General features: G+C 44.6%; 24 protein-coding genes. 19 read left to right on the top strand and 5 right to left on the bottom strand.

The window, feature by feature from the left end:
- Positions 1–233 precede the first annotated feature (233 nt).
- Positions 234–1,139 carry an AraC family transcriptional regulator gene (locus tag JNUCC31_RS20300; protein WP_192263969.1) on the bottom strand — a complete coding sequence of 302 codons (906 nt, stop codon included), beginning with the start codon at positions 1,137–1,139 and terminating at the stop codon, positions 234–236.
- Positions 1,140–1,326: 187 nt separating this feature from the next.
- On the opposite strand from JNUCC31_RS20300, the gene JNUCC31_RS20305 reads away from it, so the two are divergent.
- From JNUCC31_RS20305 to JNUCC31_RS20345, 9 genes are all read left to right on the top strand, one after another.
- Entirely contained in the window at positions 1,327–1,968 is a 642-nt protein-coding gene (locus tag JNUCC31_RS20305) for a carbohydrate-binding family 9-like protein (protein ID WP_192263971.1), read from the top strand.
- Positions 1,969–2,018: 50 nt separating this feature from the next.
- On the top strand, positions 2,019–2,867 hold the full coding sequence (locus JNUCC31_RS20310; protein ID WP_192263974.1) for a sugar phosphate isomerase/epimerase family protein: 849 nt from the start codon (positions 2,019–2,021) through the stop codon (positions 2,865–2,867).
- A gap of 61 nt (positions 2,868–2,928) precedes the next feature.
- The gene (locus JNUCC31_RS20315) at positions 2,929–3,972 is read left to right on the top strand and encodes a Gfo/Idh/MocA family protein (protein WP_192263977.1); all 1,044 of its coding nucleotides are present in this window, start codon (positions 2,929–2,931) and stop codon (positions 3,970–3,972) included.
- Positions 3,973–4,061: 89 nt separating this feature from the next.
- Positions 4,062–4,370 carry a hypothetical protein gene (locus JNUCC31_RS20320; RefSeq protein WP_192263980.1) on the top strand — a complete coding sequence of 103 codons (309 nt, stop codon included), beginning with the start codon at positions 4,062–4,064 and terminating at the stop codon, positions 4,368–4,370.
- Between the two features lie 493 nt (positions 4,371–4,863).
- Positions 4,864–6,243, top strand: coding sequence for a PapB family radical SAM/SPASM ranthipeptide maturase (gene papB / locus JNUCC31_RS20325; protein ID WP_192263995.1), 1,380 nt, complete (start codon positions 4,864–4,866; stop codon positions 6,241–6,243).
- 33 nt (positions 6,244–6,276) lie between these two features.
- On the top strand, positions 6,277–7,923 hold the full coding sequence (locus JNUCC31_RS20330; protein ID WP_192263998.1) for an ABC transporter transmembrane domain-containing protein: 1,647 nt from the start codon (positions 6,277–6,279) through the stop codon (positions 7,921–7,923).
- Positions 7,924–7,967: 44 nt separating this feature from the next.
- Entirely contained in the window at positions 7,968–8,828 is an 861-nt protein-coding gene (locus JNUCC31_RS20335) for an ATP-binding cassette domain-containing protein (RefSeq protein ID WP_192264001.1), read from the top strand.
- Positions 8,829–8,831: 3 nt separating this feature from the next.
- Positions 8,832–9,518 (top strand): hypothetical protein, encoded by a 687-nt coding sequence (locus JNUCC31_RS20340; protein ID WP_192264006.1) that lies wholly within the window; start codon positions 8,832–8,834, stop codon positions 9,516–9,518.
- A complete protein-coding gene (locus JNUCC31_RS20345) occupies positions 9,515–10,645 on the top strand; it encodes a polysulfide reductase NrfD family protein (RefSeq protein ID WP_192264009.1) in 1,131 nt (376 codons plus the stop codon). Before JNUCC31_RS20340 ends, JNUCC31_RS20345 begins: the two co-directional genes overlap by 4 nt.
- Before the next feature lie 145 nt (positions 10,646–10,790).
- Here JNUCC31_RS20345 and JNUCC31_RS20350 read toward each other — a convergent pair whose 3' ends face one another.
- Complete coding sequence (locus tag JNUCC31_RS20350) at positions 10,791–12,566, bottom strand: bifunctional metallophosphatase/5'-nucleotidase (protein ID WP_192264013.1); 1,776 nt, start codon at positions 12,564–12,566, stop codon at positions 10,791–10,793.
- Between the two features lie 236 nt (positions 12,567–12,802).
- Here JNUCC31_RS20350 and JNUCC31_RS20355 point away from each other — a divergent pair, with 236 nt between their 5' ends.
- The 4 genes from JNUCC31_RS20355 to phnE (JNUCC31_RS20370) all read left to right on the top strand — a co-directional run bounded on the left by JNUCC31_RS20355 (position 12,803) and on the right by phnE (JNUCC31_RS20370) (position 16,438).
- Positions 12,803–13,801: a phosphate/phosphite/phosphonate ABC transporter substrate-binding protein gene (locus JNUCC31_RS20355; protein ID WP_416234452.1), complete on the top strand. Its 999-nt coding sequence runs from the start codon at positions 12,803–12,805 to the stop codon at positions 13,799–13,801.
- 173 nt (positions 13,802–13,974) lie between these two features.
- Positions 13,975–14,775, top strand: coding sequence for a phosphonate ABC transporter ATP-binding protein (phnC, locus tag JNUCC31_RS20360; RefSeq protein ID WP_024628881.1), 801 nt, complete (start codon positions 13,975–13,977; stop codon positions 14,773–14,775).
- Positions 14,772–15,635: a phosphonate ABC transporter, permease protein PhnE gene (phnE, locus tag JNUCC31_RS20365; protein WP_228469138.1), complete on the top strand. Its 864-nt coding sequence runs from the start codon at positions 14,772–14,774 to the stop codon at positions 15,633–15,635. The genes phnC and phnE (JNUCC31_RS20365) overlap by 4 nt, the downstream gene beginning before the upstream one ends.
- Complete coding sequence (gene phnE, locus JNUCC31_RS20370; protein ID WP_192264016.1) at positions 15,632–16,438, top strand: phosphonate ABC transporter, permease protein PhnE; 807 nt, start codon at positions 15,632–15,634, stop codon at positions 16,436–16,438. The genes phnE (JNUCC31_RS20365) and phnE (JNUCC31_RS20370) overlap by 4 nt, the downstream gene beginning before the upstream one ends.
- Positions 16,439–16,502: 64 nt before the next feature.
- On the opposite strand, the gene JNUCC31_RS33850 is transcribed toward phnE (JNUCC31_RS20370), so the two are convergent.
- A complete protein-coding gene (locus JNUCC31_RS33850) occupies positions 16,503–16,664 on the bottom strand; it encodes an IS3 family transposase (protein ID WP_192273176.1) in 162 nt (53 codons plus the stop codon).
- Between the two features lie 239 nt (positions 16,665–16,903).
- Between JNUCC31_RS33850 and JNUCC31_RS20380 the strand changes: the two genes are divergently transcribed.
- Positions 16,904–17,353: a hypothetical protein gene (locus tag JNUCC31_RS20380; RefSeq protein WP_192264019.1), complete on the top strand. Its 450-nt coding sequence runs from the start codon at positions 16,904–16,906 to the stop codon at positions 17,351–17,353.
- A 243-nt stretch (positions 17,354–17,596) separates the two neighbouring features.
- Here JNUCC31_RS20380 and JNUCC31_RS20385 read toward each other — a convergent pair whose 3' ends face one another.
- On the bottom strand, positions 17,597–20,392 hold the full coding sequence (locus tag JNUCC31_RS20385; protein WP_416234324.1) for a chitinase N-terminal domain-containing protein: 2,796 nt from the start codon (positions 20,390–20,392) through the stop codon (positions 17,597–17,599).
- A gap of 205 nt (positions 20,393–20,597) precedes the next feature.
- Entirely contained in the window at positions 20,598–21,074 is a 477-nt protein-coding gene (locus tag JNUCC31_RS20390) for an RNA polymerase sigma factor (protein ID WP_192264022.1), read from the bottom strand.
- Positions 21,075–21,279: 205 nt separating this feature from the next.
- On the opposite strand from JNUCC31_RS20390, the gene JNUCC31_RS20395 reads away from it, so the two are divergent.
- The 5 genes from JNUCC31_RS20395 (at position 21,280) to JNUCC31_RS20415 (ending at position 26,914) form a co-directional block, all read left to right on the top strand.
- Positions 21,280–21,993, top strand: coding sequence for a response regulator transcription factor (locus JNUCC31_RS20395; protein ID WP_062320909.1), 714 nt, complete (start codon positions 21,280–21,282; stop codon positions 21,991–21,993).
- Positions 21,990–23,459 (top strand): sensor histidine kinase, encoded by a 1,470-nt coding sequence (locus JNUCC31_RS20400; protein ID WP_192264025.1) that lies wholly within the window; start codon positions 21,990–21,992, stop codon positions 23,457–23,459. The genes JNUCC31_RS20395 and JNUCC31_RS20400 overlap by 4 nt, the downstream gene beginning before the upstream one ends.
- On the top strand, positions 23,456–24,613 hold the full coding sequence (locus JNUCC31_RS20405; RefSeq protein WP_192264028.1) for a hypothetical protein: 1,158 nt from the start codon (positions 23,456–23,458) through the stop codon (positions 24,611–24,613). The genes JNUCC31_RS20400 and JNUCC31_RS20405 overlap by 4 nt, the downstream gene beginning before the upstream one ends.
- 225 nt (positions 24,614–24,838) lie before the next feature.
- Positions 24,839–25,522, top strand: coding sequence for an ABC transporter ATP-binding protein (locus JNUCC31_RS20410; protein ID WP_192264030.1), 684 nt, complete (start codon positions 24,839–24,841; stop codon positions 25,520–25,522).
- Positions 25,523–25,540: 18 nt separating this feature from the next.
- Positions 25,541–26,914, top strand: a complete 1,374-nt coding sequence (locus tag JNUCC31_RS20415; RefSeq protein ID WP_192264033.1) for an ABC transporter permease — start codon at positions 25,541–25,543, stop codon at positions 26,912–26,914.
- The last annotated feature ends 15 nt before the right edge of the window (positions 26,915–26,929 follow it).

Raw genomic sequence — 26,929 nt, forward strand, 5'->3', positions numbered from 1 at the left:
CTTTGGATGGCATACCAAATAATACGGCCGTTTTCCCGCTTTTTTCGCATATGCCTACTATTCGGTTTTAAGACGAAACCACCATATAAGTAGTTGCCATTAAAAACATCTCCCTTCGTGTCAGGAACTTGCTTATCACTAAGCTGTCTATAAAATAACCTTTTTTGGAAAAAAAATCAATGCTGAATACGACTAACCGTGAATTAACCTACTTTATCATATAGAATTCGCTTTTACAGCATTCTGGACAACTTCCGATATTCCCGGGGCGAAATGCCCTCATATTTGCGGAACATGCGGCTGAAATAGTGAATGTCCGGGTAACCGCTTTGTACACCCACAGCCTCAATGGAATGATCCGTTTCCCGCAATAGTTTGCGTGCCTCGCTTAGGCGCATGGATTGAATATATTCGTTGGGTGGCATGCCCGCAATCTGTTTGAATAATTTGGCCATGTGATCCACACTCAGGTTCAATTGTTTGGCGATGCTCGAATTGGTCCACGGGTCGGATGGGGCGACCTCTATACGTTTCATGAGTTCGAGCAGCTTCTCTCCGTGTACCGAATCATGGCGTGGTGTATTTCGCCAGGATGAACGCAGCAGATGGGTTAATAATTGCAGCATCAGAGCTTTACATACCAGTTCATATCCCGGTGGACGCATGGTGAATTCATGAACCAGTTGTTCCATGAGCTGCACGGCAGCTGGAGAAGGGGTATAGACCGGATTGGAGGATAACGGCGTCATGCCCTCAGCGCACGCTTCCACTGCGAATTTATGAGGCTGAACCGTTTCTTCGTTAACCACCATATCCGCCTCGGTCTGAATGGTCAATTCATTGAAGAAATCAAAATGAATGCCGATAAAACGAGCTTCCGGGCTGGATACGACCTCATTTTGGTGATAGACACCGGATGGCAGCATAATCAACTGTCCCGCCTTCAGAGTATGGTTTTTACCGTTCATATAAGTTGCAGCTTCACCTTGAGAGACGTACAGAAGTTCAAAATCATACAAACGCCGCTTTGCCAGCTTGCCGGGAGGAAGGCTCTGGAACTGAGCATAATGCACGTTGGGAGACCAGTCCTTGTAAGTGACGGTTCGTTGCAGAGGATATACCGCTGGTTGGAGAGACATAAATTCCATCTCCTTTTTCAATGAGATTGGCACAAACAGATTTAATTAAAACTAAACGGAATTGTGCAAAAAATCTCTTTATCTCCTAAATAAATGATCGGATGAATTATTTATAATATATGTATTATCACATGTTCAAACGAGAGAGACAACATCACGGATTATGCTAAAAAGGAGATGAATTACAATGCGCTCTCTCCCTGTGGAACGGAGCACGAGTTATTGCTGCGAACCACTCCGTTCAGTTGCACGGAATGGATTTCCTTCTGCTGTGGATTGGGAAAAGTGTGTCCCAGTGGAACTGGTGGATACGGTGACAGGCAGACCACCTCATCAATCCACGGAAGTCCGTTTTGGCTGGAGTCCCGAATTCCTGCATATTCGATTTGTATGCCAGGATGATCACGTCGTATCTGATTTCACAGAAAGGGATCAGCCATTATATGAGCAGGATGTGGTTGAACTGTTCATTGATGAACAAGGCGATGGCAGGAACTACATGGAACTGGAGGTCAGCCCGCACAACGTGGTATTTGATGCACTCATTCACAATAACGGCGAGGGTTCCGAATTGAAAGCAGATGTAACTTGGCAGGTGGAGGGTTTACAAACGGCTGTAGAAGTGGATCGGCAGGGCAATCGTGTGTATTTGATCCATATTCCCGCCAGTAACTTCAGGTCTCCCCTGGCTAAAGGGGTATGTTGGAGGGTTAATGTTTACCGTATTGATGAGAATGTGCTGGGAGATCGGGAATATCAGGCATGGCAGCCTACGGGGGCTGTAAACTTTCATTTGCCTGCCTGTTTTGGTCATTTTCGTTTGGGATAGCCATGCACTGCAGAAGAACAGGGTTCCATATTTTGAAGGAGGGGTTTGACATGAAAAAAGGGATTAACATATGGTCGTTTCCAGGAGATGCCTCGATTTCGGATTGTATTCAGACGGCGAAGCAGGCTGGCTTTGAAGGGATTGAACTATCGCTTAATGGAGAAGGCGAGCTGAGTCTGTCTGCCACGGATCAGGAGGTCCGTGATATTCAGGGACGTCTCGAAGAGGCCGGGATTGAGATCGCGGGACTTGCAACCGGTTTGTACTGGGATTACCCGATGACGAGTGCTCGTCCAGAGATCCGTACAAAAGCATTGGATGTATGTAAGAAGCAGCTCGAGCTTGCCGCGGCATTTGGTGTGGATACCATTCTGGTCATTCCAGGTGCTGTTGGTGTGGATTTTATTCCAGACAGCGAAGTGACGGATTATGAAGTCGCCTACGAGCGGGCGCAGGAAGCGATTGCGCACCTGCTGCCGTATGCGGAAAGTACCGGCGTATCCATTGGCATTGAGAACGTATGGAACAAATTCCTGGTGTCACCGCTAGAACTGCGTTCCTTCATTGACTCGTTTAATTCAGAATATATAGGTTCGTATCTCGATGTGGGCAATGTCGTACAGAACGGTTATCCGGAGCAGTGGGTTCGCATTCTCGGCCATCGGATCAAAAAGGTGCATTTCAAGGATTACCGCCGTCAAGCGGGAGGACTTCACGGGTTTGTGGATCTGCTGGCTGGAGATGTGAATTATCCGGCGGTGATGGAGGCATTGCAGGCCATTGGTTACGACAACTATGTGACTGCCGAGATGATTCCGCCGTACACTCATCATTCGAAGCAGATCATATTTAATACATCCAAAGCGATGGATGCCATCCTTGGATGTTCTTTGGAATAGGGGATACATCTAACAATGGGAATTGGAACGCAAAATTTTATTTTATTCGGGAGGTAGAAGCATGTTAAAAGTGGGATTGATCGGTTTTGGGTTTATGGGACGTATGCATTTCGATAACTATGTACGCCTTGCTTCCGAAGGGGAACCTGTGGAATTGGTAGCCATCTGCGATCTGAGAATAGAGGAACTGAAGAACGGTAAAGCAGCTGGCAATATGGCAACAGAGCAAGAGGTATATGATCTCACACCTTATCGTTTGTACGACAACATCGACGCGATGCTGGAGCAAGAAGAACTGGATATCATCGATATTACGCTGCCTACGCCATTGCACGCTGAACTAACGTGTTCCTTGCTGGAGAAAGGCATGCATGTGCTGTGCGAGAAGCCGGTTGCACGTCATTCGGCGGAAGGCTGGAAGATGGCAGAGACCGCCAAAGCGACCGGAAAAACACTGATGATTGGTCAATGTTTACGCTTCTGGCCAGCCTATGCCTATCTGAAATCTGTTGTAGAAGATGGTCGTTATGGAGCGGTAAATGCAGGTTATTTCTTCCGGGGTTCAGGTTTGCCTCAAGAGTGGTTCCTGGATGGCGAGAAAAGCGGCGGCTGCATACTGGATATGCACATTCATGATGCGGACATCATTCACTGGCTATTTGGTAAACCGGATCAAGTCTCCACACTTGCCCGTAACGTAATTCCGGGAAGCGGTTATGATACGGTGTCCACCAACTACGTATACCCTGACGGAAAAGTGCTGAATGCCCAAGCCGACTGGACGCTGGGGGGAGACTATGGTTTCTCCATGACGTATAGAGTTAATTTCGAACAGGGGAATCTGGTATTTGAGAATGGTGAGCTGAAAGTAAATCCGAACAATGCACCCGGCTTCGTCGCTGAGTTGTCACCCGACACGGGATATTATCACCAGCTCAAATATTTTATCCAGTCCGTGCAAGCAGGTGCCCCTGTATCTGTATGTACACCGGAGAGCGCAACGGGCACGCTTGAAATGATTGAAGCCGAAATGCGTTCGGCGGATGAGCACGGGGCATTGGTTTCGGTGGCGGAAAAGACAGGTCAAATGACAGCAGAGGCATAAATCAGGATGTACTGGAAAATACAACCGTGACGGTATGTAATCTTGTGGATATACTGGGGTGAGATTGTTATTCCGGGAGGTCCCTTGTCATGAAAAATCGTACCGTGGCGAATTGGCTCTTTTTTATCAATGCGATCAATTTAATTACACTGGTAGCTTATCCTTATATGCTGCTCATCAGCTTTTATATGTTTGCCAGCAGCAATACGAATGATTATGTATTGGAGTATATCGCCGCAGGGGTGCTGGCTACCTATCCGGTTCCGGTCCTGGCATCGTTCACCTGCTGGGTGTTCTATAAAAATTACAAATTCAAGATTGCGCTGATCATGGCAAATTTGTTACTGGTGTGGGTGGCCATTCTTTTGCTTGCCGCACTTGCGTCTACTTTGATTTAGATCGAGACGAAATGGAAAGAGCAGAACCTTCGTACATGAAGGTTCTGCTCTTTTTACAATAATGTTCCTTTTAAAAATCGAACATGAAGAAATGTAAATGATATTTATTACTGTTTAATTAATGGATTTATCGGATAATTTCTCTTGTAAATACAATTTAATAATTATATTTGTTTGTTAATCTAATTGAAGGGAGGTAGAGATATGCTTAAACAAATCAATAAGGGATTTGCTAAGGGTTCTTCTGACTCAAAGTTATGTTGGACATGTGATACAAAGGACTACTGTGTAAAATGTGATGCACTTGACTGGGGATGTTCAGGTGGATGGGAAACTTGCATTACCAAAGATTCTGATGGTTAGATTGTGAGAAGTGACTTTTTACTAGACACACTCCTCAGCAAAGAACCCAGATGTTCTAAGAAATAATCTGGGTTTTTTGAGCGTTATTTTATCAAGAATAACTTACAACGTATAGAATGGAGCAAAGGAAATGAACGAATTAACAAATGTTTGGGAAGAACGCATCACACCAGGAGATGTTATGCTTCTAAAGCATAATTCTACTAAATATGCATACGTTCCAGAGAGTAATGCATTATATGAAATTGATAACAATTTAGAGATGATTCTCAAGTCGGAAAATGAAACAGCATCGGTGTTATACAATAAATTACCTTCGCCATTAGAGAAAGGAGAGTTTCTCGAAGTCATTGATTCTCTGATCGAGAATGAAATGATCAATCAAGAAAGAAAAACTAAAGAAATTGAGACAGCCCATTTTCAAACAATCAGCGCTCTAACACTTATGATGGTACAAGAATGCAATCTAAAGTGTACCTATTGTTATGCTGGAGATGGCGAGTACAATGAAAAAGGAAAAATGAATTTCGAAACTGCGAAAAGATCTGTGGATTTTTTAATTCAGAATTCAGGAAATATTGAAGAATTGACTCTTGTTTTCTTTGGCGGGGAACCTTTATTAAATTTTGAAACGATCGAGCAAGTTGTACAATATGCTAATAAACTAGCTGAGACACATCATAAAAAAATTAAATATAGTATGACTTGTAATGGAACCCTCATTACTCCGAAAATCATTAACTTTATTAGGGCTCATGATATCTATGTTCAAATTAGTGTTGATGGCCAGAAGTCTGCTCATGATCAGAATAGGTTTTATGGTAACCAAAAAGGCAGTTACGAAATAATCATGAATCGTACGGAAGAGCTCAGAGACAAAAAACAGTTGGGAGTGCGTTCTACACTTACTCCCGCAAATACGAACTATACAGAAATATACCAACACTTATTTTCTTTGAATTTTCGAAGTGCTTTTTTAGCACCTGCTATGCAAATGTTTAACAGAGAGAGTTTTGAAGATTTGGGTGTAGAATTTGAGGTTCTAACACAGTATTTTCTAAAACTTATAGAAGCGAAGGAATATAGTAAGGCTAAAAAGATAAATAATGTAATGAAATTTTTACAGAGATTACATAGTGGTTTCGAGTCGACCTATTCATGTGGAGCCGAGGTTAACTTTTATGCTGTTGATATTCATGGTGATCTCTATCCGTGTCATCGCTTCGTTAACAATAAAAATTACAAACAGGGCAACGTATACTCTGATATTGATCATTATAAGAAAAATGAATTTCTTCTAGAAGCACATACATCCAATCGGCAAAATTGTAATTATTGTTGGGCTAGAAATTTGTGTGGCGGTGGCTGTCATCATGAGAACTATGAGTTATCTGGAGCTGTAACATCACCACCGGTGGATTATTGTAGGCTTACAAAAACACAATTACAGTCCATTTTTCATCTTTACTTAACTTTGACAGAAGAAGAAAAAGAGATATTGCTAGGTTAACTTTTAAAAGGGTATTACTAAGGAGATTCAATTATGAAAGGTCTTGCTTTTATATATAAAAGATTGCTCCCTTATAATCGTGAGATTGTGACAATTTTGTTATTCATGGGACTGCCTCTGTGTTTTGGAATAATACAGCCTATCCTGTTTGGAAAATTCGTTGATTTGATTAGTTCTAACCAGATTAAGGATGCTTTTTTTATCGTTTTTTTGATTTTTATTGTTTGTTTGATGAGTCTTCTTTTTAACTTGGTGTGCAAATATAAAGTAGCAAGTATCTCTTATAAAATTCAATTCAGTTTAAAGACTGATCTAATTAAACGTATCTTCTTTCTTCCTATGAACATCTTCGAATCGCTCCCCAAGGGAGAGATAATTAACAAAGTTGAAAATGATACAAAAGCATTCTCAATTGCCGTAACGGACTTAGCAAAGTTTCTCGTAGATAGTATCAGTTTCATCTTTATTATTATTATACTCATTAAAATCAATCTGAAACTTTCATTAATTTTAGTTCTTCTTGGGCCGATATTACTTATATCATTCTTGGTATTTGGAAAAAAAATAAAATTTTGGGACGCGATTGTTAAACGGAAATTAGATAGTTATCTTAATTTATTGAATGAGATCTTGGAGAAATTCACGCTATTTAGAGTTTTTCATGCAGAAGGTGTGATCTTTCGAAAGTTTGAAGGGGAATTGAGTAGTTATCAATCGTCATCATTAAAAAAGAACAGGATAACCATTCTTTCTAGTGGTACAGTAGAAGGCCTAAACTTTATTTCATATATAGCAATTCTCTTGGGTGGACTTTATTTTATTGGAAATCACAATCTTACTCTGGGGGAACTTGTAGCATTCACAACGTATTCCAGCAATTTCAATTACTCTCTGTTAAGGTTTTCTCAATTTAACGTCCTGGTACAGGAAACCGTGGTCTCTATAAATCGAATGGACAATATTCCGGCTCCAGCATTAAAAAATAGCAATGAGAAAGGTAAATATGATTTGGGGAGTTTAACTAATTTTACCGGAAATGTCATGGGAATATCGAATCTCTCCTATAGCTATGCTGAAGTTGGTATTAGGTGTATTAATGAATTAACCTTGTCTGTTTCTCGATCAAAAATTCTTCAAATTACTGGGGCAAACGGGAGCGGGAAATCAACCTTGTTAAAAATTCTAGCAGGATTTTATCGGAACTATACAGGTGAGATTCGTTATAAGGGATCAGATATTAATGATATCCCTCGTTCTGTATATTGTAATGAGGTATGTTTGGTTACTCAAGAACCTCAAGTCATTTCTGGCTCAATCCGTGAGAATCTTTTACTGGGGAACGCTCAAGCAACTTCGGGAGAACTACGCAAGGTGTGTGAAATGGTTGGTATTGCTTCGTTTATTGATTCACTAGATCATAATTATAATACTTTAATCGGTATTAATGGAATTGAACTATCTGTTGGTCAAAAACAGAAGTTATCCATGGCTAGAGGACTACTAGTAAATGCAGAATTATACTTGTTTGACGAAGTCACTTCTGCACTGGATGCGATGCATAAACAAACTTTTTTCGAATTGATGCACTCTTTGAAAGAGAACAATAAGGCGATTATTATCATCTCTCATGATCCACTTCCACCTGGCTTGGTTGATGAAAAAATCGAATTATGTATCTAAGGACTGAGATGTCAAAATAAAAATAAGGTAGCAGGTGAGTATTTATGAAATTGAGCGTTAAAAATCTTTCGAAACATTACGATAAGCCTATTCTCCAGAATGTATCTTTTGAAATGAATACTGGAATACTTGGTTTGCTAGGCGAAAATGGAGCAGGAAAAACGACATTGCTCGAAATCATCTCCACGCTCATTGCCCCCCATACAGGTCAAGTAGACTATGAAGGCATGGATGTCGTTCAGGACTTACATACGATTCGAAAACAGATTGGCTACTTGCCACAGAAGTTTGATTTTTTTCCCCACTTGACCGTGCAGGAGATTCTTGAATATGTTTGTCGTTTGAAAAATATTCATGGGAGGCAGCGGATAACAGAAATTGAAGAAAAACTCAAGCAGGTTGGATTGCTGGAGCAAAGAAACAAAAAATTCAATGCTTTGTCTGGAGGTATGAAGCAACGCTTAGGTATTGCCCAGGCTATTGTCGGCAACCCCAAGTTACTATTGATTGATGAACCTACCGTGGGACTTGATCCTCATGAGCGTGTATCGTTTAGACAATTGTTAACAACTCTTGCAACAGACCGGTCTATTATTATTTCCACTCATATTGTCGAAGATGTTGCACTTACAACAGATTTTGTTCTTGTACTGCACCAAGGGAATGTTAACTACTTTGGAGATATCCCTGCTTTCATCAAATCGGTCGAGGGAAAGGTGTGGCTTTACAGCGGAGAGAATGTGACAGAGAAGCTTCAAAAACAAGGTGCACTAATCATCTCAACACAGGTCACTGCAAGTGGTGTACATATACGCTATCTATCGGATACCCCGTTGGAAGGCAGCCTTTTATTAGAGCCTACTTTGGAGCACGCCTATATTTATACGAATAGAAAGAAGGTATAACCATTGAATGAATTTATGGTACAACTTCATTTTTCGTTTAAATCTTTGCTAAAACATCGCATGCTACTTATCATTGTTTTTTTTCTCACAACGATAATCCCACTTGTTTTGGCACAAATGAGTGGAGAGACCCGCTTTGAAAATCGTTGGCTTTCTATGCTTCAGCTCCAAATGATTATTGTGACGCCTCTAGTCCCCGTTCTCGTAAATGCTGTTTGGGGCGGAAAACTAAGAGACTTCGAACTGAAAACGATCATGTTTTATCTAATTAGCCCAGCAAATTATTTAATCTCTAAGCTTGTAGCGGTTGGGGCCGGAATAAGCATGAGTTTGATACTGATCGATTCTATTTATTGGTTTGCATTATCAAACCAAGCTCCTAATCTCTTATGGTTAGTTACACTCTTGCAAATCATCTTAACCGTATCCTTTGTTGTCTCGTTAACTGGACTATGCTCACTTATTTTTAAGAGGACGATATACAGTACTATTTTAGTTTTTATTTACTTGATTATCAGTATTCAATATGTCCAACAACCCATGTTTGCGATCTGGTTTAATCCAGATTATGTATCGGAAATGATACTACAGCCGAATTTTATGCTTCAACGGTATGTCTTAGTCTTGTGGGTAGCCCTCATGCTTTTGATCAGCTCAATGTTGTTCAGAAAGCAGGTTGTACGCACATGATACGGTTATGGTTTTTAAAACTAAAGGTCCTATGGCGCAGTGAACATATCTGGGCTTTCTACATGGGACTGTTCATGTTGTATTTGACCAAATTTGTATTTTTCATAGATGAATTGCCTGTTACCATACCTTTATATGGACTTTTCATGTCCACCATGACGCTTGTTATATTGAATTCACCTAAGCGTTACCATATGGTTCATATGATAAGACTTACCAACTGGAATCCTATACGGAGAACTTTGCAGTCATGGTTATTTAGTTTTTTTTGTACGCTTCCAGCCTCAACCCTCTTATTTTTCACTATTCGTGAAATCTTTAAAGACACTCCTGTTTATCTGCTTATGTTTGTTATTTTCGGATTATCTTACTTCGCAATCAGCTTTGCGTTTGTAATTTCTTTATTACCTTTTAAAATGGCTATTCTATGCAGTGTATCTTTGTACATGGTCCTCACTTTAATGCATGGTTATAAACTGGAGAGTGTTCGGTACGTTGCACCAACTCTGAATTTTATGTATCCAGATTACCCTGATATGATTAATATGCTGTCGATATTTTTTCTTGGTATACTGATGCTGGCCATCTATTGTTGGAGCGGAGTCGATTGGCCTCGCCGACAAAAAAAAATATTGCTTTTCATTCTCATGATTATCGCTGCCGCATACATCGCAGTTCCCCTTGGACAAATATGGAATGGAAGGCATTTAGCAAATGAACCTTATCAAAAGGTTCAAGTGAATAACATCGTTGTGCAGTATAAAGGCATCCCTCATACTATTGCAACAAGATATGGTCAGGTAGTCTCTGATATTATTGATGAGTTGAACGAACATAAGATTAATCCCAATATTGCCCAAATCATAATTACTCGATTAGATCATGTTCCCAAAGGTACTCAACTGGAGCATATTTTGAAGTTAGAAGAGAAGACGCTATACATTGAACCCTATTCAAATAAGTTTTATGAGTTTAATTATGGATATAATATAATTCGGGATATGCTTGAACTTTCCGAAACTGACCATCAAATTGGACAACAAATAACCCAAAGTTTGATTAGTAAAAACAAACATCACTTTTTCGATTCACTTCAACGCAGGGGACTTAGTGAAACCTATGAATAAAAGATATGGTTTCATAAGAGTAGGCGTGTCTTCAAACTGTTTGAAGACACGCCCTGGAACATTAGCTAATGGATTTTCCGCACTATCGAATTTGGTGATTGTACTTTTTTTGAAATACATACTGGCTTGATTTTATTTTTGAAACTTAAATTACCCGCCAGTTATTCGCCTGCTCCACCGTCACTGGTTGATGCCTGCGAATATAATCTTCCACTAATGCGGCCATATCCGTGGCGCCTTCGTGCAGTACCTTTTTGCCTGGATACATGGCATAATCACCACCACCCGCCGCACGATAACTGTTCATCACTACGGAGTACGTTGCGTCCATTGCAACAGGTATACCCTCACGTTCCAGCTTCACCACACGATCCCCTACAGGTTTGGAGATTTCCAGCTCATATTCGATGCCTGCCCACATGTCGTAATTATAATGTTGCGGTTTGGGCTGCATGTACGCGGGATTGACGACGACGTCGCCTGAAGCATCCAATTCAAAGTAACGTGCCGTTTGCTCCAACGCATCCCGAATGTCCTGCCCACGAAGCTCCAGCACGGTCAGTGTATTAGGATAGATAAAGTTAGATAATACATCCCGAACGGTAATGAGGGAACCGAACCCTCGGGCTTCTTCACTAAGCAATGCCGTATTGGAAATCTGTGCACCTGTTGCTTCCATCTGTACCTGATGTACAAAAGCCATGAAGGGATGCGCAGCAAGCCGCAGTGCGGCAGGATCTGCGATGGACAGGTCTCCGGCAACTTCGCCAATCGGCTGGTCCAGCCATGCCTGTGCTTTTGCTTCCAGCTCGTCTGTCAGTTTCATAACAGCATCATCGGGCTGTAAGTCCGTATGTTCATCCAAAAGCAGCAAGCGAGCCTGTTTTCCGGCAATCTGCCATTTTCCATCCGATAAACGCTCCAACTGGACGGATACCTGACCTGCACCGTTTCCACTAAACCCCGGCTGGATGACGGTCACCCCATGTATTTCAGCCGTAAGCTGACGATGTTGATGCCCGGTGAGCAGAACGTCAATCCCTTCAATGTCACGGCAGATGGCGTACGCCTGATTTTCTCCGGTTAACCTTTCGGCAGGTTCGCCTGTCTCCAGATCACTTTCAAATCCCCCATGATAACTGACCACGAGCACATCCGGCTGTTCATGTTCACGAATATAGCCAACCCACGCACGAATAGTCTCCAGAGCGTCAAGGAACTGTAAACCTTCTATATTTTTCGGATGCTCCCAGTTCGGAATATAGTGTGTCGTTGCGCCCAGCAAAGCAATTTTAACGCCCGAGGACAACGTTTTGATCAGATAAGGAGGGCCAAAGGCAGGTATGCCTGCTCCAGGAGGCGCAACAGCCCGTATTTCTTTTTCAGGATTCCCTTCATATGCATGGATCACGACCTGTTCATCCTGATACGTTTTGTACGACGGCTGATCGTCGGCGCTGTGTTGTGACGCTAACCCTTCATGGTCACTTTCATGATTTCTCTCATCCTCTCTATAAGGATCTTCTTTATGACGATCCATAACAATGTTGGCGGATAGCCAAGGAAAATGAGAGTCTTCCACGGCTTTACGCAGCAATTTCTGTCCGTAGTTGAATTCATGATTGCCCACCACGGCAGCATCATAGCCTAGTTCATTCAGAACGTGAATGAAGGGATGCACTTCATGATCTGATACAAAGGACGCCGCATATGAGGCCAAAGGAGAACCCTGCAACAGATCGCCATTATCCACGAGCAGCAGTTCAGGTGAGCATTCCCATTCCCGCCGGATCAGTGAAGCCAGCAAAGCAAGCCCGGCTGGACGATAGGCATTGGTATTATAATGAATGGGCCGAATGGCCCCATGCAGGTCACTGGTTACTATGATGTCGAAGCTTGACGTAGATGTTATGGATGTCATTTTACAATCTCCTCTAACTATATAAGTTTAAACATATGAAATCCCAGGTCATTCTGGCGGCGGAGTACGTAGTAATTACCATTTCTACTTGTATCATCTGCCGTAATGAGCCTATTCTACCAGATGAAAGTCGCTCTGACAGCCTGACAGGAAACTTTACAAAACTCCAAATTTCGTTTCACATCGCGCAAATATTCGACGACTATAGTAGACAAGTATTGAAAAATAGAAACTCTTTGGAGGGTGTTCGCTTGAAGAAGTCTGCTTTATTTTTACCATTGTTGATTTTGGTTCTGTTTCTAAGTGCTTGTGGGTCTAACAGTAGTACAACAGGTTCAGCTAACGGAGCTGATACGAGCTCGAATGCACCCGGTACGGAAACGGCAGAAACAGACAAAGCCGCTGAAGGTTATGTGCCAACTGAACTGACTGTACAATTCGTTCCATCACAAAATGCAGATACACTCGAAGCCAAAGCGAAACCGCTTGAGAAGCTGCTGGGTGACAAATTGGGCATCCCGGTGAAGGTTAGCGTATCCACAGACTACAACACAATTATTGAAGCAATGGCTTCCAATAAAGTGGACGTTGGTTTCTTGCCTCCGACGGCTTATGTACTTGCCAAAGAAAAAGGCGCAGCTGAAGTTATTCTTCAGGCACAACGTTTTGGCGTAAATGATGAGACTGGCGCTCCAACCGAGCAACTGGCAGATTCGTATAAATCCATGATTATCGTAAAAAAAGATTCGCCGATCCAATCCATTGAGGATCTGAAAGGCAAAAAAATCGCCTATCAGAACGTAACTTCTTCCGCAGGTTATGTATGGCCGGCAGCCCTGTTGCTGGACAGAGGCATTGATCCGTTGAAAGATGTAACACCTGTAACGGTAAAAGGTCATGACCAAGGCGTTATCGCTGTACTGAACGGTGATGTTGATGCAGCAGCGATTTTCCAGGATGCTCGTAACACAGTATCCAAAGACTACCCAACTGTATTCGAAGACACCCGTGTACTGGCGTTCACAGAGCCAATCCCTAATGACACCATTGCTGTTCGCACAGACATGAATGCAGAGTGGTCTGCGAAGATCAAACAAGCGTTCATCGACATCGGTAAAGATCCTGCAGGTCACGAGATCGTTAAGGAAATCTACACACACGAAGGTTACGTAGAGTCGGATGACAGCAAATTTGATATCGTTCGTGAGTACGGCGAAAAAGTGAAAACAGAGTAGTTTTCTGTTAAAAGAAAGATAGTTAATGATCGCATTGCATTGCTTATCTTTTCATTGGAGAACTTCATCGGTTCAGCGGGCAGGCCAGTTCAGCGTGACATACGCTGCGCTGGCTTGTCCCATTACAGCGTGACTCTAAGAAATACCATATTAATGAAAGAAGGATTAACGCCATGATTGAGCTTCACAATGTAACGAAAACTTATGCTAACGGCACGAAAGGCCTGAATAATATTAATCTGAAATTTAAGCAGGGGGAGTTCATTGCCGTAGTAGGTTTGTCTGGTGCAGGGAAATCAACGCTCTTGCGTTCCATTAACCGACTGCATGATATCAGCGAAGGCGAGATTTTGATTAATGGCAAGTCGATTACGAAAGCCCATGGCAAGTCACTTCGCATGATTCGTCGGGATATCGGCATGATCTTCCAGAGCTTCAATCTTGTGAAACGTTCCAGTGTTCTTCGCAACGTGCTTGCTGGGCGTGTGGGATATCATTCCACCATGCGTACCATTCTGGGACGTTTTCCCAAAGAGGATACGGAACTCGCATTTGGAGCACTGGAGCGGGTGAATATTGCGGAGAAAGCCTATTCCCGCGCGGATCAATTGTCCGGTGGGCAGCAGCAGCGGGTAGCCATAGCTCGCGTACTTGCACAGGAAGCAAAAATCATTCTGGCAGACGAGCCTGTCGCTTCACTTGATCCGCTGACAACGAAACAGGTTATGGATGATCTGAAACGCATCAATCAGGATCTCGGAATTACAACCATTGTTAACCTTCACTTTATTGACCTCGCAAGAGAATATGCGACCCGTATTGTTGGATTGCGTGCGGGCGAAGTGGTGTTTGACGGACCTGTTTCCGAAGCGACGGATGAGCGTTTTGCAGAAATTTATGGCAGACCTATTCTGGCAGACGAGCTGCTGGATAAACAGGCTGTACAGGAACAGCGGGGAGAAGTTCTGGTATGAAGCAGCCCGTGAATGTACCGATAGATGGATCATTGCAGAACGATTCGAGGAAGGGCAAGCGTCCTGGCCCAGGCTCAGGTTCGACGATCCACCGTCCCAAACCACCGGGGCGCACCAAACATCTGCTCACGTTGATCATCATTCTCCTGCTTTTGTGGGCAAGTGCCAAACAGACGGATGCCAGCTTCAGTGAACTGATCGAAGGTTTTCCGAACATGCTGGACCTACTGCGGGAGATGTTCCCGCCGCGATGGACCTATTTTGACAATATCGTTCAGGGCATGCTGGAGACGATTCGTATGGCTCTCATCGGTACAACGATTGGTGCAATCATCGCGATTCCCGTTTCCATCATCTGTGCTGGTAATTTGATGCCCAGCCGCTGGATCTATTATCCGGCCCGCTTTGTACTGAACCTGATTCGTACCGTGCCAGATCTGCTGCTGGCTGCGCTGTTCGTTGCTGTATTTGGACTGGGGCCGATTCCGGGTATATTGGCACTCGCCGTCTTCTCGGTGGGACTGATTGCCAAGCTGACCTACGAAACGTTGGAAACGATTGATCAGGGCCCCCTTGAAGCGATGACCGCTGTAGGCATGAATCGGATTCAGCTCATTATCTATGGCGTGGTGCCGCAACTGGCTGCCCAGTTTACTTCCTATGTGCTCTATGCCTTTGAGATTAATGTGCGCGCCGCCGCGATTCTCGGATTGGTCGGTGCAGGGGGCATTGGGCTGTATTATGAAGCGACACTTGGTTTCCTGGAATATGACAAAACGAGTGTAATCATTCTGTTTACCCTTGTCATTGTTCTGATTATTGATTATGTAAGTACTAAGCTGCGGGAGAAATTGTTATGATGAAAAATGAAACAAGCGTTATCCGGCGCAAACCACGGAAAAACCCGCTTCGCTGGGTCATTGTACTCTTGCTTATCCTTGTGTATGCCTGGGCACTTGCCGGTGTACCGTTTACCGGTTTCAAGGAAACCGCTGGTCAGATCATGAAGGCGATTGTTGCCGGAATTTTCTCCCCGGATTGGAACTTTGTCTATCTGCCTGAGGGTGAGGATCTGCTGCGAGGGCTGCTGGATACGCTGGCGATCTCCGTGCTGGGTACCGTCATTTCCGCTGTACTGTGCATCCCGTTTGCGTTCTGGTCTGCCCGAAATATGAGCAGCTTCCGTCCTGTATCGGGTACAGGCAAAATGGTGCTCAGCTTTATCCGTACGTTCCCGGAGATTATTATGGCTTTGCTGTTCATCAAGGCGGTAGGACCGGGTTCTTTCGCGGGTGTGCTCGCCCTTGGATTGCATTCCATAGGGATGCTCGGTAAGCTATTCGCTGACGAAGTGGAAAATATTGATTATGGTCCTTCTGAAGCGTTGCTCGCTTCCGGAGCGACTCGCATGCAGCAGCTGTGGTTTGCTGTACTGCCACAAGTTTTGCCAGGATTCCTGAATTACACGTTGTATCGGTTCGAGATTAATGTGCGCTCCGCAACCATACTAGGTGTGATTGGGGCAGGGGGGATTGGTACACCGCTGATCTTCGCACTCAGCACACGGAACTGGCCACGAGTAGGTATTATCCTGCTGGGTATTATCGTGATGATTACGATCATTGATCTGATCTCGGGATACATCCGCAAGAAGCTGGTATAAAGAAGAAAGAGAGATCACCTGTAAGAGGGCAAGCGAAATGGAATGAAAAATAGAAAATCTTTGGTTAAGCGGCGATTTTTCCCCGAAATTCAACAGGGGAGAGGTCGCCCAGTTTGTTTTGGCAACGCTCCTCGTTGTAAAACAGAATATATTCGTTAATTAAGCTTCTCGCTTTCTCTAGATTCTGAGGTGCCGCAATTGCAACTTGTAGGTTATTTCGCTGAATTCAGATACGTGATCGTACATGATACCTGGAGCAACACTCCGACAGATGTTTACATTTACTTGCCACAACTTTCTTGGAACGAGACGGTAAAGGTTGTACCAAACTAAAAGAAGGGAGTAGCCTTTATTATAATGTACCCTATAAGATAGACACTTTAAAAAAGGTCATCTTATAGGGTGTTTTTTTGTTTAATGTAACCTTTTATGGGAATCTTCGTCTTGGAGGTAGGAGGTGACAATATGCTTAGCATTAGAAAATCTGCATATATAGTTGTGCTGCTTGTACTATTTGCTTCGTTCCTTTCTGGATGTGGCAGTTTAGAAAACGATGAGACGGGGGAGAAAATTATGCCTCTAACAGACGTGTTAAAAAGTGATTTATCCAAAGTAGATGGTATCGATTTACAATTTAGCGATGGAAACAAGTTGTCAATCACCGATTCAAAAACCATTCAAGACATCGTTTCCCAAATAAAGAACATTAAAGTTCAAGAAACGATTAGCAAGGGTGTCGGGTATTTGTATTATTTAGACCTGAATGAAGGGAATAAAACGTATCGATTAAATAGCAATTTAACTTTTGGGGAAAAGACTTACGAAGCGACGGACAATAATGCAAATAAATTGAACGAATTTATTCTAAAGTTAGGAAGGGGAAAAATTCCGGGGCTGCTTTCAGGTGTAAAATAAATTCTGAATTTAAACGGAGGCTTCTTGGCTATCACCGAAAGAATGTGTGCTTTCATGAAAGCATTCTGCTTTCTCTACACTGCTAAAATGTTTCTTAGTTCATAACAAAAATCCCCTCCGTTTTCCAGTGCTGAGTTCATTTTAACATGATCTCTTTTTTCACTGTCTACCTTGAGGGGATCATACCAGCTTGACTCTTTTTGTGTCCATCTTCGTATTCGTGCTTGATAATACTTTAATTTCTTAGCTTGCTGCTGGCAGAGATACGGATTTCGTTACTTGTACCGTAATGGTTTCAGTACTTGTCACACCTGCTGCATTGATCAATTCTGCACGATACGTGTACGTTCCATTCGCGTGACCGGATACATCTGTCACGGCGCTTTGGGCATTAGGTGTTACTGCGTTCAACGTCTTGGTGTCGATCAGTTGACCGTTCTCATAGAGACGGTATTCTGTTGCATTCGTTCCCCACCAGAGATTCATCGTTACTTTGTAGTTACCGTCCCCATCCCAGTTGTCTTGGGAGAGAACGGCTTTGCCAGGGGCAGCATTCGCCACTTGTACCGTGAGTACCTCACTGCGAGTAGTGCCCTTGGAGTTCGTCAGCTCGGCTACATAGGTGTACGTACCGTTAGCTTTGCCATGAATCGTTGTCTGGGCTGATTGAGCTGCCGGAGTAGCGTCTGTCAGCTTTTGTGTGTCGATCAGCACACCATCTTCATACAGCTTATAGCTGGTGCCATTGTTACCCCACCAGAGGTTCATGCTGACGGTGTAAGATCCTTCGGACAGACCGTTGCTATAACCATTGTTGGAGGTAAGCGCCGGTTTACCCGGTGCGCCAACAGCTGGCGTGGAAGGTACTTCCTCAACTGCTGCAAAATCGTCCAGGTTTCTTGGTTTCAGTTGAAATACATCTTTGAAAATAGCGGCAACACCTGTCACGTTGATTTTATCGCCTGCCACATAAGGGAAGGACGTTTGTGTTACACCTGTACGTGTATCCACACGGACATGGGTGCTTGTTCCATCTGCTGCAATCGCATCGAATTCGAACGAGCCTACGGGTGTTGCGCTAATGATATTTTGAACCGTTACTTCTTTCAATTGAACGAGTTGACCCTGATTTTCAGCCGTTACCGCTTGAACTTCAACGGCAGCAGGGATGGAGGCTGTACCTGTTTTCTCGATTGCCACGATATCCGTAAGTTCGAATTCGCTATTATACAGCGCCGTTGCTGCGGTTACTTTAACTACATCACCCGCGTGGAAGCCGCCAGTGCTTTGAAAAACATAAAGGCCGCCAGTTGTATCCTGAAGATAGAAGGATTGTCCGCCAAATGCACCCGGTTCTGTTGTAACTACACCCTCAACTGTTACGGTTGACCCAGCTGCTTTGGTGCGTGCATCAGCAATGCTGATCGTTGCCGGGATGGGTCCTTCTTCCTCTGGAAGCTGCTCAGCCGGAACATTACCGACCGTAACTGCATTGGTAATCAGGTTGCTGCCATTCAGGCGCAGACGCAAGCTGGCAGCTCCAGTTGTACCCGGTTTGATGCGTACATTCAAGTCTTTAATTGCACGACCTTTACTATCTGAGGTTACGCTAAACGTAGAGCTGTAACCGTACGAAGTCGGCCATGTGCCACTTTCATTCTGAATCATGGCTACCTGTGTTCCGCCAGTCAGATAGATCCCTGCACTATAGCCGGAAACGGTTGTGTTCGCAGGCATGTTCTCTACAACAACGCGGATCTGGAAATCCTCCGCATTAGGCAGGGTTTCCTGCTTCACAAAGCTGTAAGAAGCGTTCGCGCTTGAAGCTGGCCCACCATAAGAACCTGCTTTGAACGTGGAACGATCATACCACTTATATCCCGCAGCGGGTGCCGCCCAAGGTTCAGCCTGTGGTTCTGTGGAAGCAGCAGGTTGTTCGAACGGAAGCAATGCTGTCGCATTATCCAGTTGAAGCCCGTTCACTTGGCTCAGGCTTGTGTAATTTTCCTGAGTAGCGAGCCAGTTAACTGTATTGACCAGCAATTTACCGTCATCGACTTCTTTGAAGCCGTCATAGGTTGTTTTGCGAGCGCCATTCTCTTCGCGCAGATACTTCGGTGAAGCATCCTCAACCGGAGAGGAGTCCCCGATAAAAGCAGCCTTACCTGCACCCAGCTTGGAAACAGCTACGTAAGGGCCTTCTTCGACTCCGCCGCCATTGTACACGCCTTGGTCAACTGCATTGGGCCAGGCTGCATTCGTTTTTGGCAGGTATACAATACCTTTGGCTTTGGTTGGATCAGTAATTGCGAGGGTGGAGCCTGCATGCATTGCTACAGCAGATACCCCTTCTGTAATGCCAAATGCCTGTCCTGCAGGCATGATGTTAGTGGCGTTAATATCACCTAGTGCGTTGTACCGGAAGCGTACACCAAAATTGTCGGACAACCAGTCGCTGCTGGTTACATTCTGCATGGCTTCGGAGTTACGCTCCTCTGTGCTCATGCCTTTGGCTGGATCTTCATAAGCACCGCGACGGTAGCCATTGATTGCTTCGGAACCGTCCCAGCGGTTTTTGTTACGGTCTGCATTGTAGTGATCTCCAATGAAGAAAATGCTGCCGCCTTTTTCCACATATTCTTTCATGGCTGCCTGCTCTGTCGTTTTGAATGGAACGTTGGGCTCGGCAATTACAAAAACACTATAATCCTTCAGATCCTCATACGTAAAAGGGGTGGTTTTGCGAAGTTCTTTGACGTCATATCCGTCATTTGCGAGTGCATTTCCGAAGTCCGAGAAACCTCCGTCAATGACCCAGTCAGCCGCTCCGGCTGTCTGTGCATGAGTATTGTCGAACAGCACTTTCTTGCCTGCATTGCCATTAACCACTTTGGCCTGGATGAACGGTGCCGGGTCTGTCGGCCCTTCCGCATGAACCGAAGCATTTCCATTCCATAATCCGATCTGAAGCGGCAATGCCATGGACAATGCCAGGAGTGATTTTACCCATACTCCTCGCATACGTGTCAATTTACCCAACCAAATCCCTCCCAAATATTAGTTGAAACATGAGTTCGTCCATATTCTAACACACCAAAATCTCACATAGTCATAACAATTTGTAAAAACGAACTCGACTTTTGTAAAAATGAGTCCTTTGTCATGCTCCATCTATCAAATTTTGATACTTTCTAACATTAGATGTTGATTTCACGTCATTTCTGCTCATGAAAAAAGCCATCTCTTATGAGATGACTTTGGCCCGAATACGATTGACGGCATGAAATACCGAGGATTTGATCATGCCTTCACTGCGGTTGACGAGCTGTGCGGTTTCCTTGATGCTGTACCCGTGAATCACGCGTAATTCAAGAATTTTGCGATGTTCCGTATTGGGGATGTGGCTAACCAGGTCGTTGACCCCTTCTTCGATCTCCAGTTTGGGTGTATCACAGTGATATGTTGGCATCTCCAGCTTGCTGTCTCGCTTCACTGTACGGGTTTGCCTGCGGAAGGTATCCATGGCAAGGTTACGGGCAATTTTTTTGAGATAGTAGAGAAGACGTTCTTCCGATATGTCTGCCGATACATTCATCAGCCGAATGAAGCAATCCTGTGCAAGATCCTCTGCATCCTGTGGATGTTTGACAATTTGAGATAGATACCGTGTCACTTCTGATTTATAGTTTACATAAGCCTCATGAATGGTTGTTTTGTTCACGTGATGTTGTCCCCGTTGGATACCGATCTGGCCTTGTCCGGTCTGGTTTGTTCTCTATGGTCCAAGTATATCGGGATGATGTTTCCAAAGACGCCAGACTTGTATCGGAGTTGTAACATTTCCCGTGAACCTCTGTTCATTCATGGATCAGGGATACAAAATATAGGCAGATGAAATTCATAGAGCAGGGAGATTAAGATTCATCATGAGACCGAAACAGATTTTGATAATAGAAGATGAAGAGTCCATTCGCGACATCCTTTCCTATTCGTTGCGCAAGGAAGGGTTTGAGATGACAGAAGCGGCAACAGGCAGAGAGGGATTGGAACTGCTGAGGGAGTCCAGACCGGATTTGATCCTGCTTGATCTGATGCTGCCTGACATGAGCGGGTTCGATGTATGCAGACAGCTATCCGTGAATTCGAAAATTCCCGTGATTATGATTACGGCGAAATCCGATATGTTAGATAAAGTGCTTGGCATGGAGCTGGGGGCTGATGACTATATTACGAAGCCCTTTGACATCCGGGAGGTGGTTGCCCGCATTCGTGCCATTTTTCGTCGTATTGATCTGATCAGTGAGACATTGGAGAATCAGTCCTATGAAGTGGTGCGGCTTGGCAGACATATTGAGATCCGGAAGGATGAGCGTGAAGTCTGGAAGGATGGGGAACGGGCCGGACTCACCAACAAGGAGTATGAACTGTTACTGTATCTGGTGGAACACCACCGCAAAGTACATACTCGCTCCGAGCTGCTCGACAAGGTGTGGGGCTTTGATTTCCCGGGGGATACCCGTACAGTTGATATTCATGTGCAGCGCATTCGCAAAAAATTGGATAGCAGTGTGCATGGAATTTCACTCATTGAAACCGTGTTCGGCGTGGGTTACAAGCTGAATATACAGGTACAGACATGAAGTGGACCATTCAGTTCAAAATGGTGGTGCTATTCTCGGTTATCATCTTCATTGGTTTCTCTGCCCTGCTGATCATCTCCAACAAGGTAGGCGAGGAGAACATGTACCGGGAAGTCCATGAGGACATGGTTCAATCGAAAAAAAATCTGGATATTGCGCTCAATCAGTATTTCCTGATTCATAACAAACGTATGACAACCGTCTCGCTTGAGGCCGGGAATCGTGAACTCGCCGATCAGATCGGTTCCGCAGTGGGAGGGGTCGTCACTATCTACCGTCCAGATGCTACGGCATACAACTCAGCTGGCAGAGGCGGGGATGCCGTTGATCTATATTCGGATTACCCTGATGTGAAGGCTGCCATGGACTCCAGAATCGCTTACTCCACACAGACGAAGCAGGGACGGGTCAAGGCAAGTCTTTCCTTCCCTCTTCAGGTCCATCAGCAATTGCTCGGCATTGTTCAACTGGAGAAGGATTATACGGAGCTGTTCAAACGCAATCTTCGTTTTCAGAATACGATCAAGTTATTTGCAGCGATCATCTTTGGGTTTGTGTTTATAGCTTCCATCATGATTTCCCGGAAAATTACGAAACCGATTCGTGTGCTCACAAAACGTTCAGCGGAAGTGGCCCAGGGCAGTCTGAATGCGGATATCCAGATTGCGACAAAGGATGAGATTGGAGAACTGGCCTCAAGCTTCACCATCATGATTGATCGGGTACGGGAGCAGATTGACGTGATTGAGCAGGAGCGGGACGAAGTGAAGCAGGTACAGGCAAGAAGCAAAGTTTTCTTTGACAATGTGACCCACGAATTGAAGACACCGCTGACGACCATTCTGGGATACGCCCAGATTTTACGTGACAATGGATTTACGGATCAGGCTTTCTTTGATAAAGGGTTGAACTATATTATTAATGAGAGCCGCCGTCTGAACACGATGGTCGCTGATATTCTGGAGGTGTCCGTATCTTCTACGGTTATTCAGTCCTATCGGTTTGAATGGATTGATGCTGCGGAGATCATTCGTGAAGCTTGTGAGGATATGTCCATCAAGGCAAGTAAATACAATATAGGCATTCATTATGAGCTTGAAGAGCAGTTATATTTGCAGGGGGATCGAGTAAAGCTCAAGGAAGTCTTTCTCAATTTAGTGGACAACTCGGTTAAATACGCCTATGTCAACTCGATCATTGAGGTTCAGTCGTTCCGTTTGGGAGATCAGATCGCTATCCTTGTTCGCGATCAGGGAGAAGGCATCGGTCCAGAAGCGTTGAAGCATGTTTTTGAACCCTTTTATCGGGATAAAGACCTCAACAGAACCGAGAAAGGAAGTGCCGGCCTGGGCTTGTCTATTGTGAAGAATATCATTGAACAACATGGAGGGACTGTAGAAATCAAGAGTATCATGCATCAAGGAACACAAGTAAATATCAGTCTGCCGGGGGAAAGCAAAGCATGAAACATCCTGGATTTTGGCGTAAAAACCGCGATATCTTAATGCTGTCAGGCCTGTTGATCGTATTTGTCGGAGGCATCTTCGGTATTGGCAGCCTGTTCAGTATCAGCAGTCTCAAGCCTCGAACTGTGATTTTACCGAGTGAACAGTTTAATAGCCGCCTGGCTCCGCCACAGAGCAATGTCATCCAGATCGAGTCAGCAACCAAGCTGACAACGGATTTTGCCATCTATGACTTTGATATGGTTGACCGGAATACCATGATATTGAATCGCCCGGAACGTTCCTATTCAGGGCTCAAATTGTCTCTGCTGCATCTGGATGACAACCAGGTCAAGGATATCGCCGGCAACACCGATTATGGCATTTCGCTGAGCCCGAATCTGGATAAACTGATCTACTCCCAGTATCGTTCGGGGCTGAATCAGAAGACCACATATGAATACGATATTCAAAGCGGAGAACGCAGCAAGTTGCCCAATGACAATTCATACTACAGAACTTTTATAGGGAACGACACCTATATAGGCCAGGATGATCTCGCCCTTAATTTGGTCGATGTGAAGTCGGGCCACAAACGGGATATATACAGTTATGACGAGTTGAAGGCCCTGATTACGGAGATGAGGCATATCAAAAATCAGGATAAAACCTTCTTTATTTTGGATTATTTTGAGGCCAGTCAGCAACTGAAGCAGGTCTATATCCTGGTAATGCTGAACGATAAATACGCCATTTACTCCATTTCACTTGCGCCTGAGGCTGACGTCAAGCTATATGCGGAAATGAAAGAAATCCAGCAATACAAGCTGCTGAAAAATGGAGATATGCTCATTCAGGGGAACTTGAACAATGTGGTGGGCTTGTACCGATATCGGGCGGAACAGAAGCAGTTTGATCTGCTGGTTAAGGGATCAATCTGGAATTTTGATCTAGATACGGACGAATCCCGTATTGCCTATTTCCGTTCTCTGGAGGGTCAGAAGTATGAGGTGCATACAGCATTCCTGAATGGAAGCAAGCTGTCATCCGACACCGTGATCTATCGAAATATCGATAATTTTGTCAAACTGAAATGGAACAAGGATGAACTTTTTGTCGTAGGCAGTTCCGTGGATAAAAGCGAGCTGTACCGTTTTAGCTTCAAAGCATGGTAGATAACTCTTTACTGCCTAATCTATACTCCCCTCACCCTTCAAAAGGGTAATTGCCCCTGTTGGCCGAAGCAGAGCTTCGTGACTGACAGGTTTTTTTTGTGAGCAAATTTACAACTTGGATACATCCTTGGGCGGCTAGGATACAACTTCACCCTATACTGAAAAGGTGATGAAGCTCTATGAGTCCTATACATATTCAGCAAATAGAAAGGAAGACATACAGGAATGCTTCAAGTTGAACAGTTATCCCACTCGTTCCGAAATGCACAGGGACCTGTACCGGTGCTGCAAGATATCAATTTGACTATTGGTAAAGGCCAGATGGTTGCTCTGCTTGGCAGCTCAGGTTCGGGCAAATCAACGCTGCTGAATCTGATGGCCGGGCTCATGAAGCCGGATCAGGGCAGGATTTTAATAGCCGGACAGGATATCGTACGTTTCAGCGAAAATCGTCTGGCAGAGTTCAGGCGCAGCCATATCGGTTTTATTTTTCAATCCTATGAACTGCTGTCGAATCTTACGATTCGGGAAAATGTAGAGCTGCCGCTGGTGTTTATGGGGGTAAGCCCCTCGAAGCGAAAGTCCAAAGCGTTGCAATTGCTGGAACAGGTCGGTCTGGGTGATAAAGTGAACCTGTTCCCTTCCCAGCTGTCTGGCGGTCAACAGCAGCGGGTGAGTATTGCGCGTTCGCTCATTACAGAGCCTTCGGTTATTTTCGCAGACGAGCCTACAGGGAACCTGGATACAGAGACCGAGGAGGAAATTATTGCGATCCTGCAGCAGCTTAATCGAGATATGAATACGACGTTTGTTATTGTGACACATGAAGCGGAGGTTGCGGAGCAAATGCAGGCCGTGCTTACACTGCAGCATGGAATGCTGGTTGAAGAGGGCGTAAGGGAAGTTTGAGGCAAAAGGAGAGGAATTGTGAGAATACGGGATGTAATACGTATGGCCTGGGGACAGATCATTCGCAGGAAAATGGTGACATTGCTGTGTATGATGGGGCTGTCCATCGGCTCTGCCGCCATGATCATTGCACTTAGTATAGGGCAGTCCGTACAGACATATAGCGAGAAAACATTGAATGACAATTACAAGATGGATGAAATTACGATTACGCCCAATGAAGGCATTCGTACCGGCAAAGGTAGCAGCGGAAGCGGTCAGACCTCGAAGTTTGAACGCGGTGCGTTGACCTTGGAAAAGATTCGGATTATCCAGAGACTTCCCCATGTTGTTGCTGTGGCGCCCATGTTGAAGCTGGATGCACTCGATATGGTGCTTCCCGACGGACGTAGTTCCTATGTGGAAGTTGTAGGTACGGAGCTGGATACGCTGAGCGGATTCGGATACCGTTATGCACAAGGAAGTGGTGCCGGGGACGGGCGGATTGCGGTGGCGAATTATGGGGCAACGTTCGGATTTATGGATCCCAAAGTCACCCAGAAATTATTCGAGCAGCTGAATGCTGATCCCTATAACAATGAGCTTTTGCAACAGTATACAGACATGTCGTCCATACAGGAGCAGCTGATGCAGCAGCGTGTTCAATTTCGCTATGAAGACTACTCGGATGGAAGGAAAACCAAAATGAGTGGATCGGTTCGGGTGTCTGGTGAACTGATGAAGCCTTCCAACATGGACGATATGAGTGCCCAGGGCGAAAAGAGGGTATACGTACCGCTTGATACGGCGCGCGCCTTGCAGAATGAGCTTGGGTTACAACAGGTGGACGGTACTGCGACCAAGCATCTCAACTCGGCACTGGTCAAGGTAGAGGATAAACGCTATGTATCCCGTGTTGAAGAACAGATTAAAAAGCTCACGTTAAACACACAGAGCAATCTGTTCCAGGAGGAAGCGATGGCAGGCCAGATGGCAATGTACCAAAAGGCGGCATTGGGCATAGGGGGCTTTATCATGCTGCTGGCCTCGCTGTCCATTATTGTGGCTATGATCATGTCTACACATCAGCGGCGCAAGCAGATTGGTGTCATGAAGGTGCTGGGAGCGAATCTGTGGCAGATTCGCCAGATGTTTATTACAGAAGCAGCAATGCTTGGATTCATGGGCGGCGTGGCTGGTGTGGGGATTGCGTTTGCAGCCCTTGGAGGGGTAAACCAATTGCTGGCGAGCCAGATGGCAGATCAACAAAATGGGCCGCTCACTGTAGTCATTCAGCAATCGGCTTTGCCGCTCGGCATCATGTTTGCTGTTCTGGTAGGTATTGTATCGGGTATCTATCCGGCGATCAGCGCATCCAGAACCAATGCTCTGAGTGTCATCAAGTCGATGTGAATTTTATCAGTGAAA

This window comes from Paenibacillus sp. JNUCC-31, assembly GCF_014844075.1.
GTDB lineage: Bacteria > Bacillota > Bacilli > Paenibacillales > Paenibacillaceae > Paenibacillus.

Excerpts from the sequence above, each read along its gene's own strand:
- JNUCC31_RS20300 (WP_192263969.1), bottom strand. The coding sequence starts at position 1,139 with ATGTCTCTCCAACCAGCGGTATATCCTCTGCAACGAACCGTCACTTAC.
- JNUCC31_RS20305 (WP_192263971.1), top strand. The coding sequence starts at position 1,327 with ATGCGCTCTCTCCCTGTGGAACGGAGCACGAGTTATTGCTGCGAACCA.
- JNUCC31_RS20310 (WP_192263974.1), top strand. The coding sequence starts at position 2,019 with ATGAAAAAAGGGATTAACATATGGTCGTTTCCAGGAGATGCCTCGATT.
- JNUCC31_RS20315 (WP_192263977.1), top strand. The coding sequence starts at position 2,929 with ATGTTAAAAGTGGGATTGATCGGTTTTGGGTTTATGGGACGTATGCAT.
- JNUCC31_RS20320 (WP_192263980.1), top strand. The coding sequence starts at position 4,062 with ATGAAAAATCGTACCGTGGCGAATTGGCTCTTTTTTATCAATGCGATC.
- papB (WP_192263995.1), top strand. The coding sequence starts at position 4,864 with ATGAACGAATTAACAAATGTTTGGGAAGAACGCATCACACCAGGAGAT.
- JNUCC31_RS20330 (WP_192263998.1), top strand. The coding sequence starts at position 6,277 with ATGAAAGGTCTTGCTTTTATATATAAAAGATTGCTCCCTTATAATCGT.
- JNUCC31_RS20335 (WP_192264001.1), top strand. The coding sequence starts at position 7,968 with ATGAAATTGAGCGTTAAAAATCTTTCGAAACATTACGATAAGCCTATT.
- JNUCC31_RS20345 (WP_192264009.1), top strand. The coding sequence starts at position 9,515 with ATGATACGGTTATGGTTTTTAAAACTAAAGGTCCTATGGCGCAGTGAA.
- JNUCC31_RS20350 (WP_192264013.1), bottom strand. The coding sequence starts at position 12,566 with ATGACATCCATAACATCTACGTCAAGCTTCGACATCATAGTAACCAGT.
- phnC (WP_024628881.1), top strand. The coding sequence starts at position 13,975 with ATGATTGAGCTTCACAATGTAACGAAAACTTATGCTAACGGCACGAAA.
- phnE (WP_228469138.1), top strand. The coding sequence starts at position 14,772 with ATGAAGCAGCCCGTGAATGTACCGATAGATGGATCATTGCAGAACGAT.
- phnE (WP_192264016.1), top strand. The coding sequence starts at position 15,632 with ATGATGAAAAATGAAACAAGCGTTATCCGGCGCAAACCACGGAAAAAC.
- JNUCC31_RS20380 (WP_192264019.1), top strand. The coding sequence starts at position 16,904 with ATGCTTAGCATTAGAAAATCTGCATATATAGTTGTGCTGCTTGTACTA.
- JNUCC31_RS20395 (WP_062320909.1), top strand. The coding sequence starts at position 21,280 with ATGAGACCGAAACAGATTTTGATAATAGAAGATGAAGAGTCCATTCGC.
- JNUCC31_RS20400 (WP_192264025.1), top strand. The coding sequence starts at position 21,990 with ATGAAGTGGACCATTCAGTTCAAAATGGTGGTGCTATTCTCGGTTATC.
- JNUCC31_RS20405 (WP_192264028.1), top strand. The coding sequence starts at position 23,456 with ATGAAACATCCTGGATTTTGGCGTAAAAACCGCGATATCTTAATGCTG.
- JNUCC31_RS20410 (WP_192264030.1), top strand. The coding sequence starts at position 24,839 with ATGCTTCAAGTTGAACAGTTATCCCACTCGTTCCGAAATGCACAGGGA.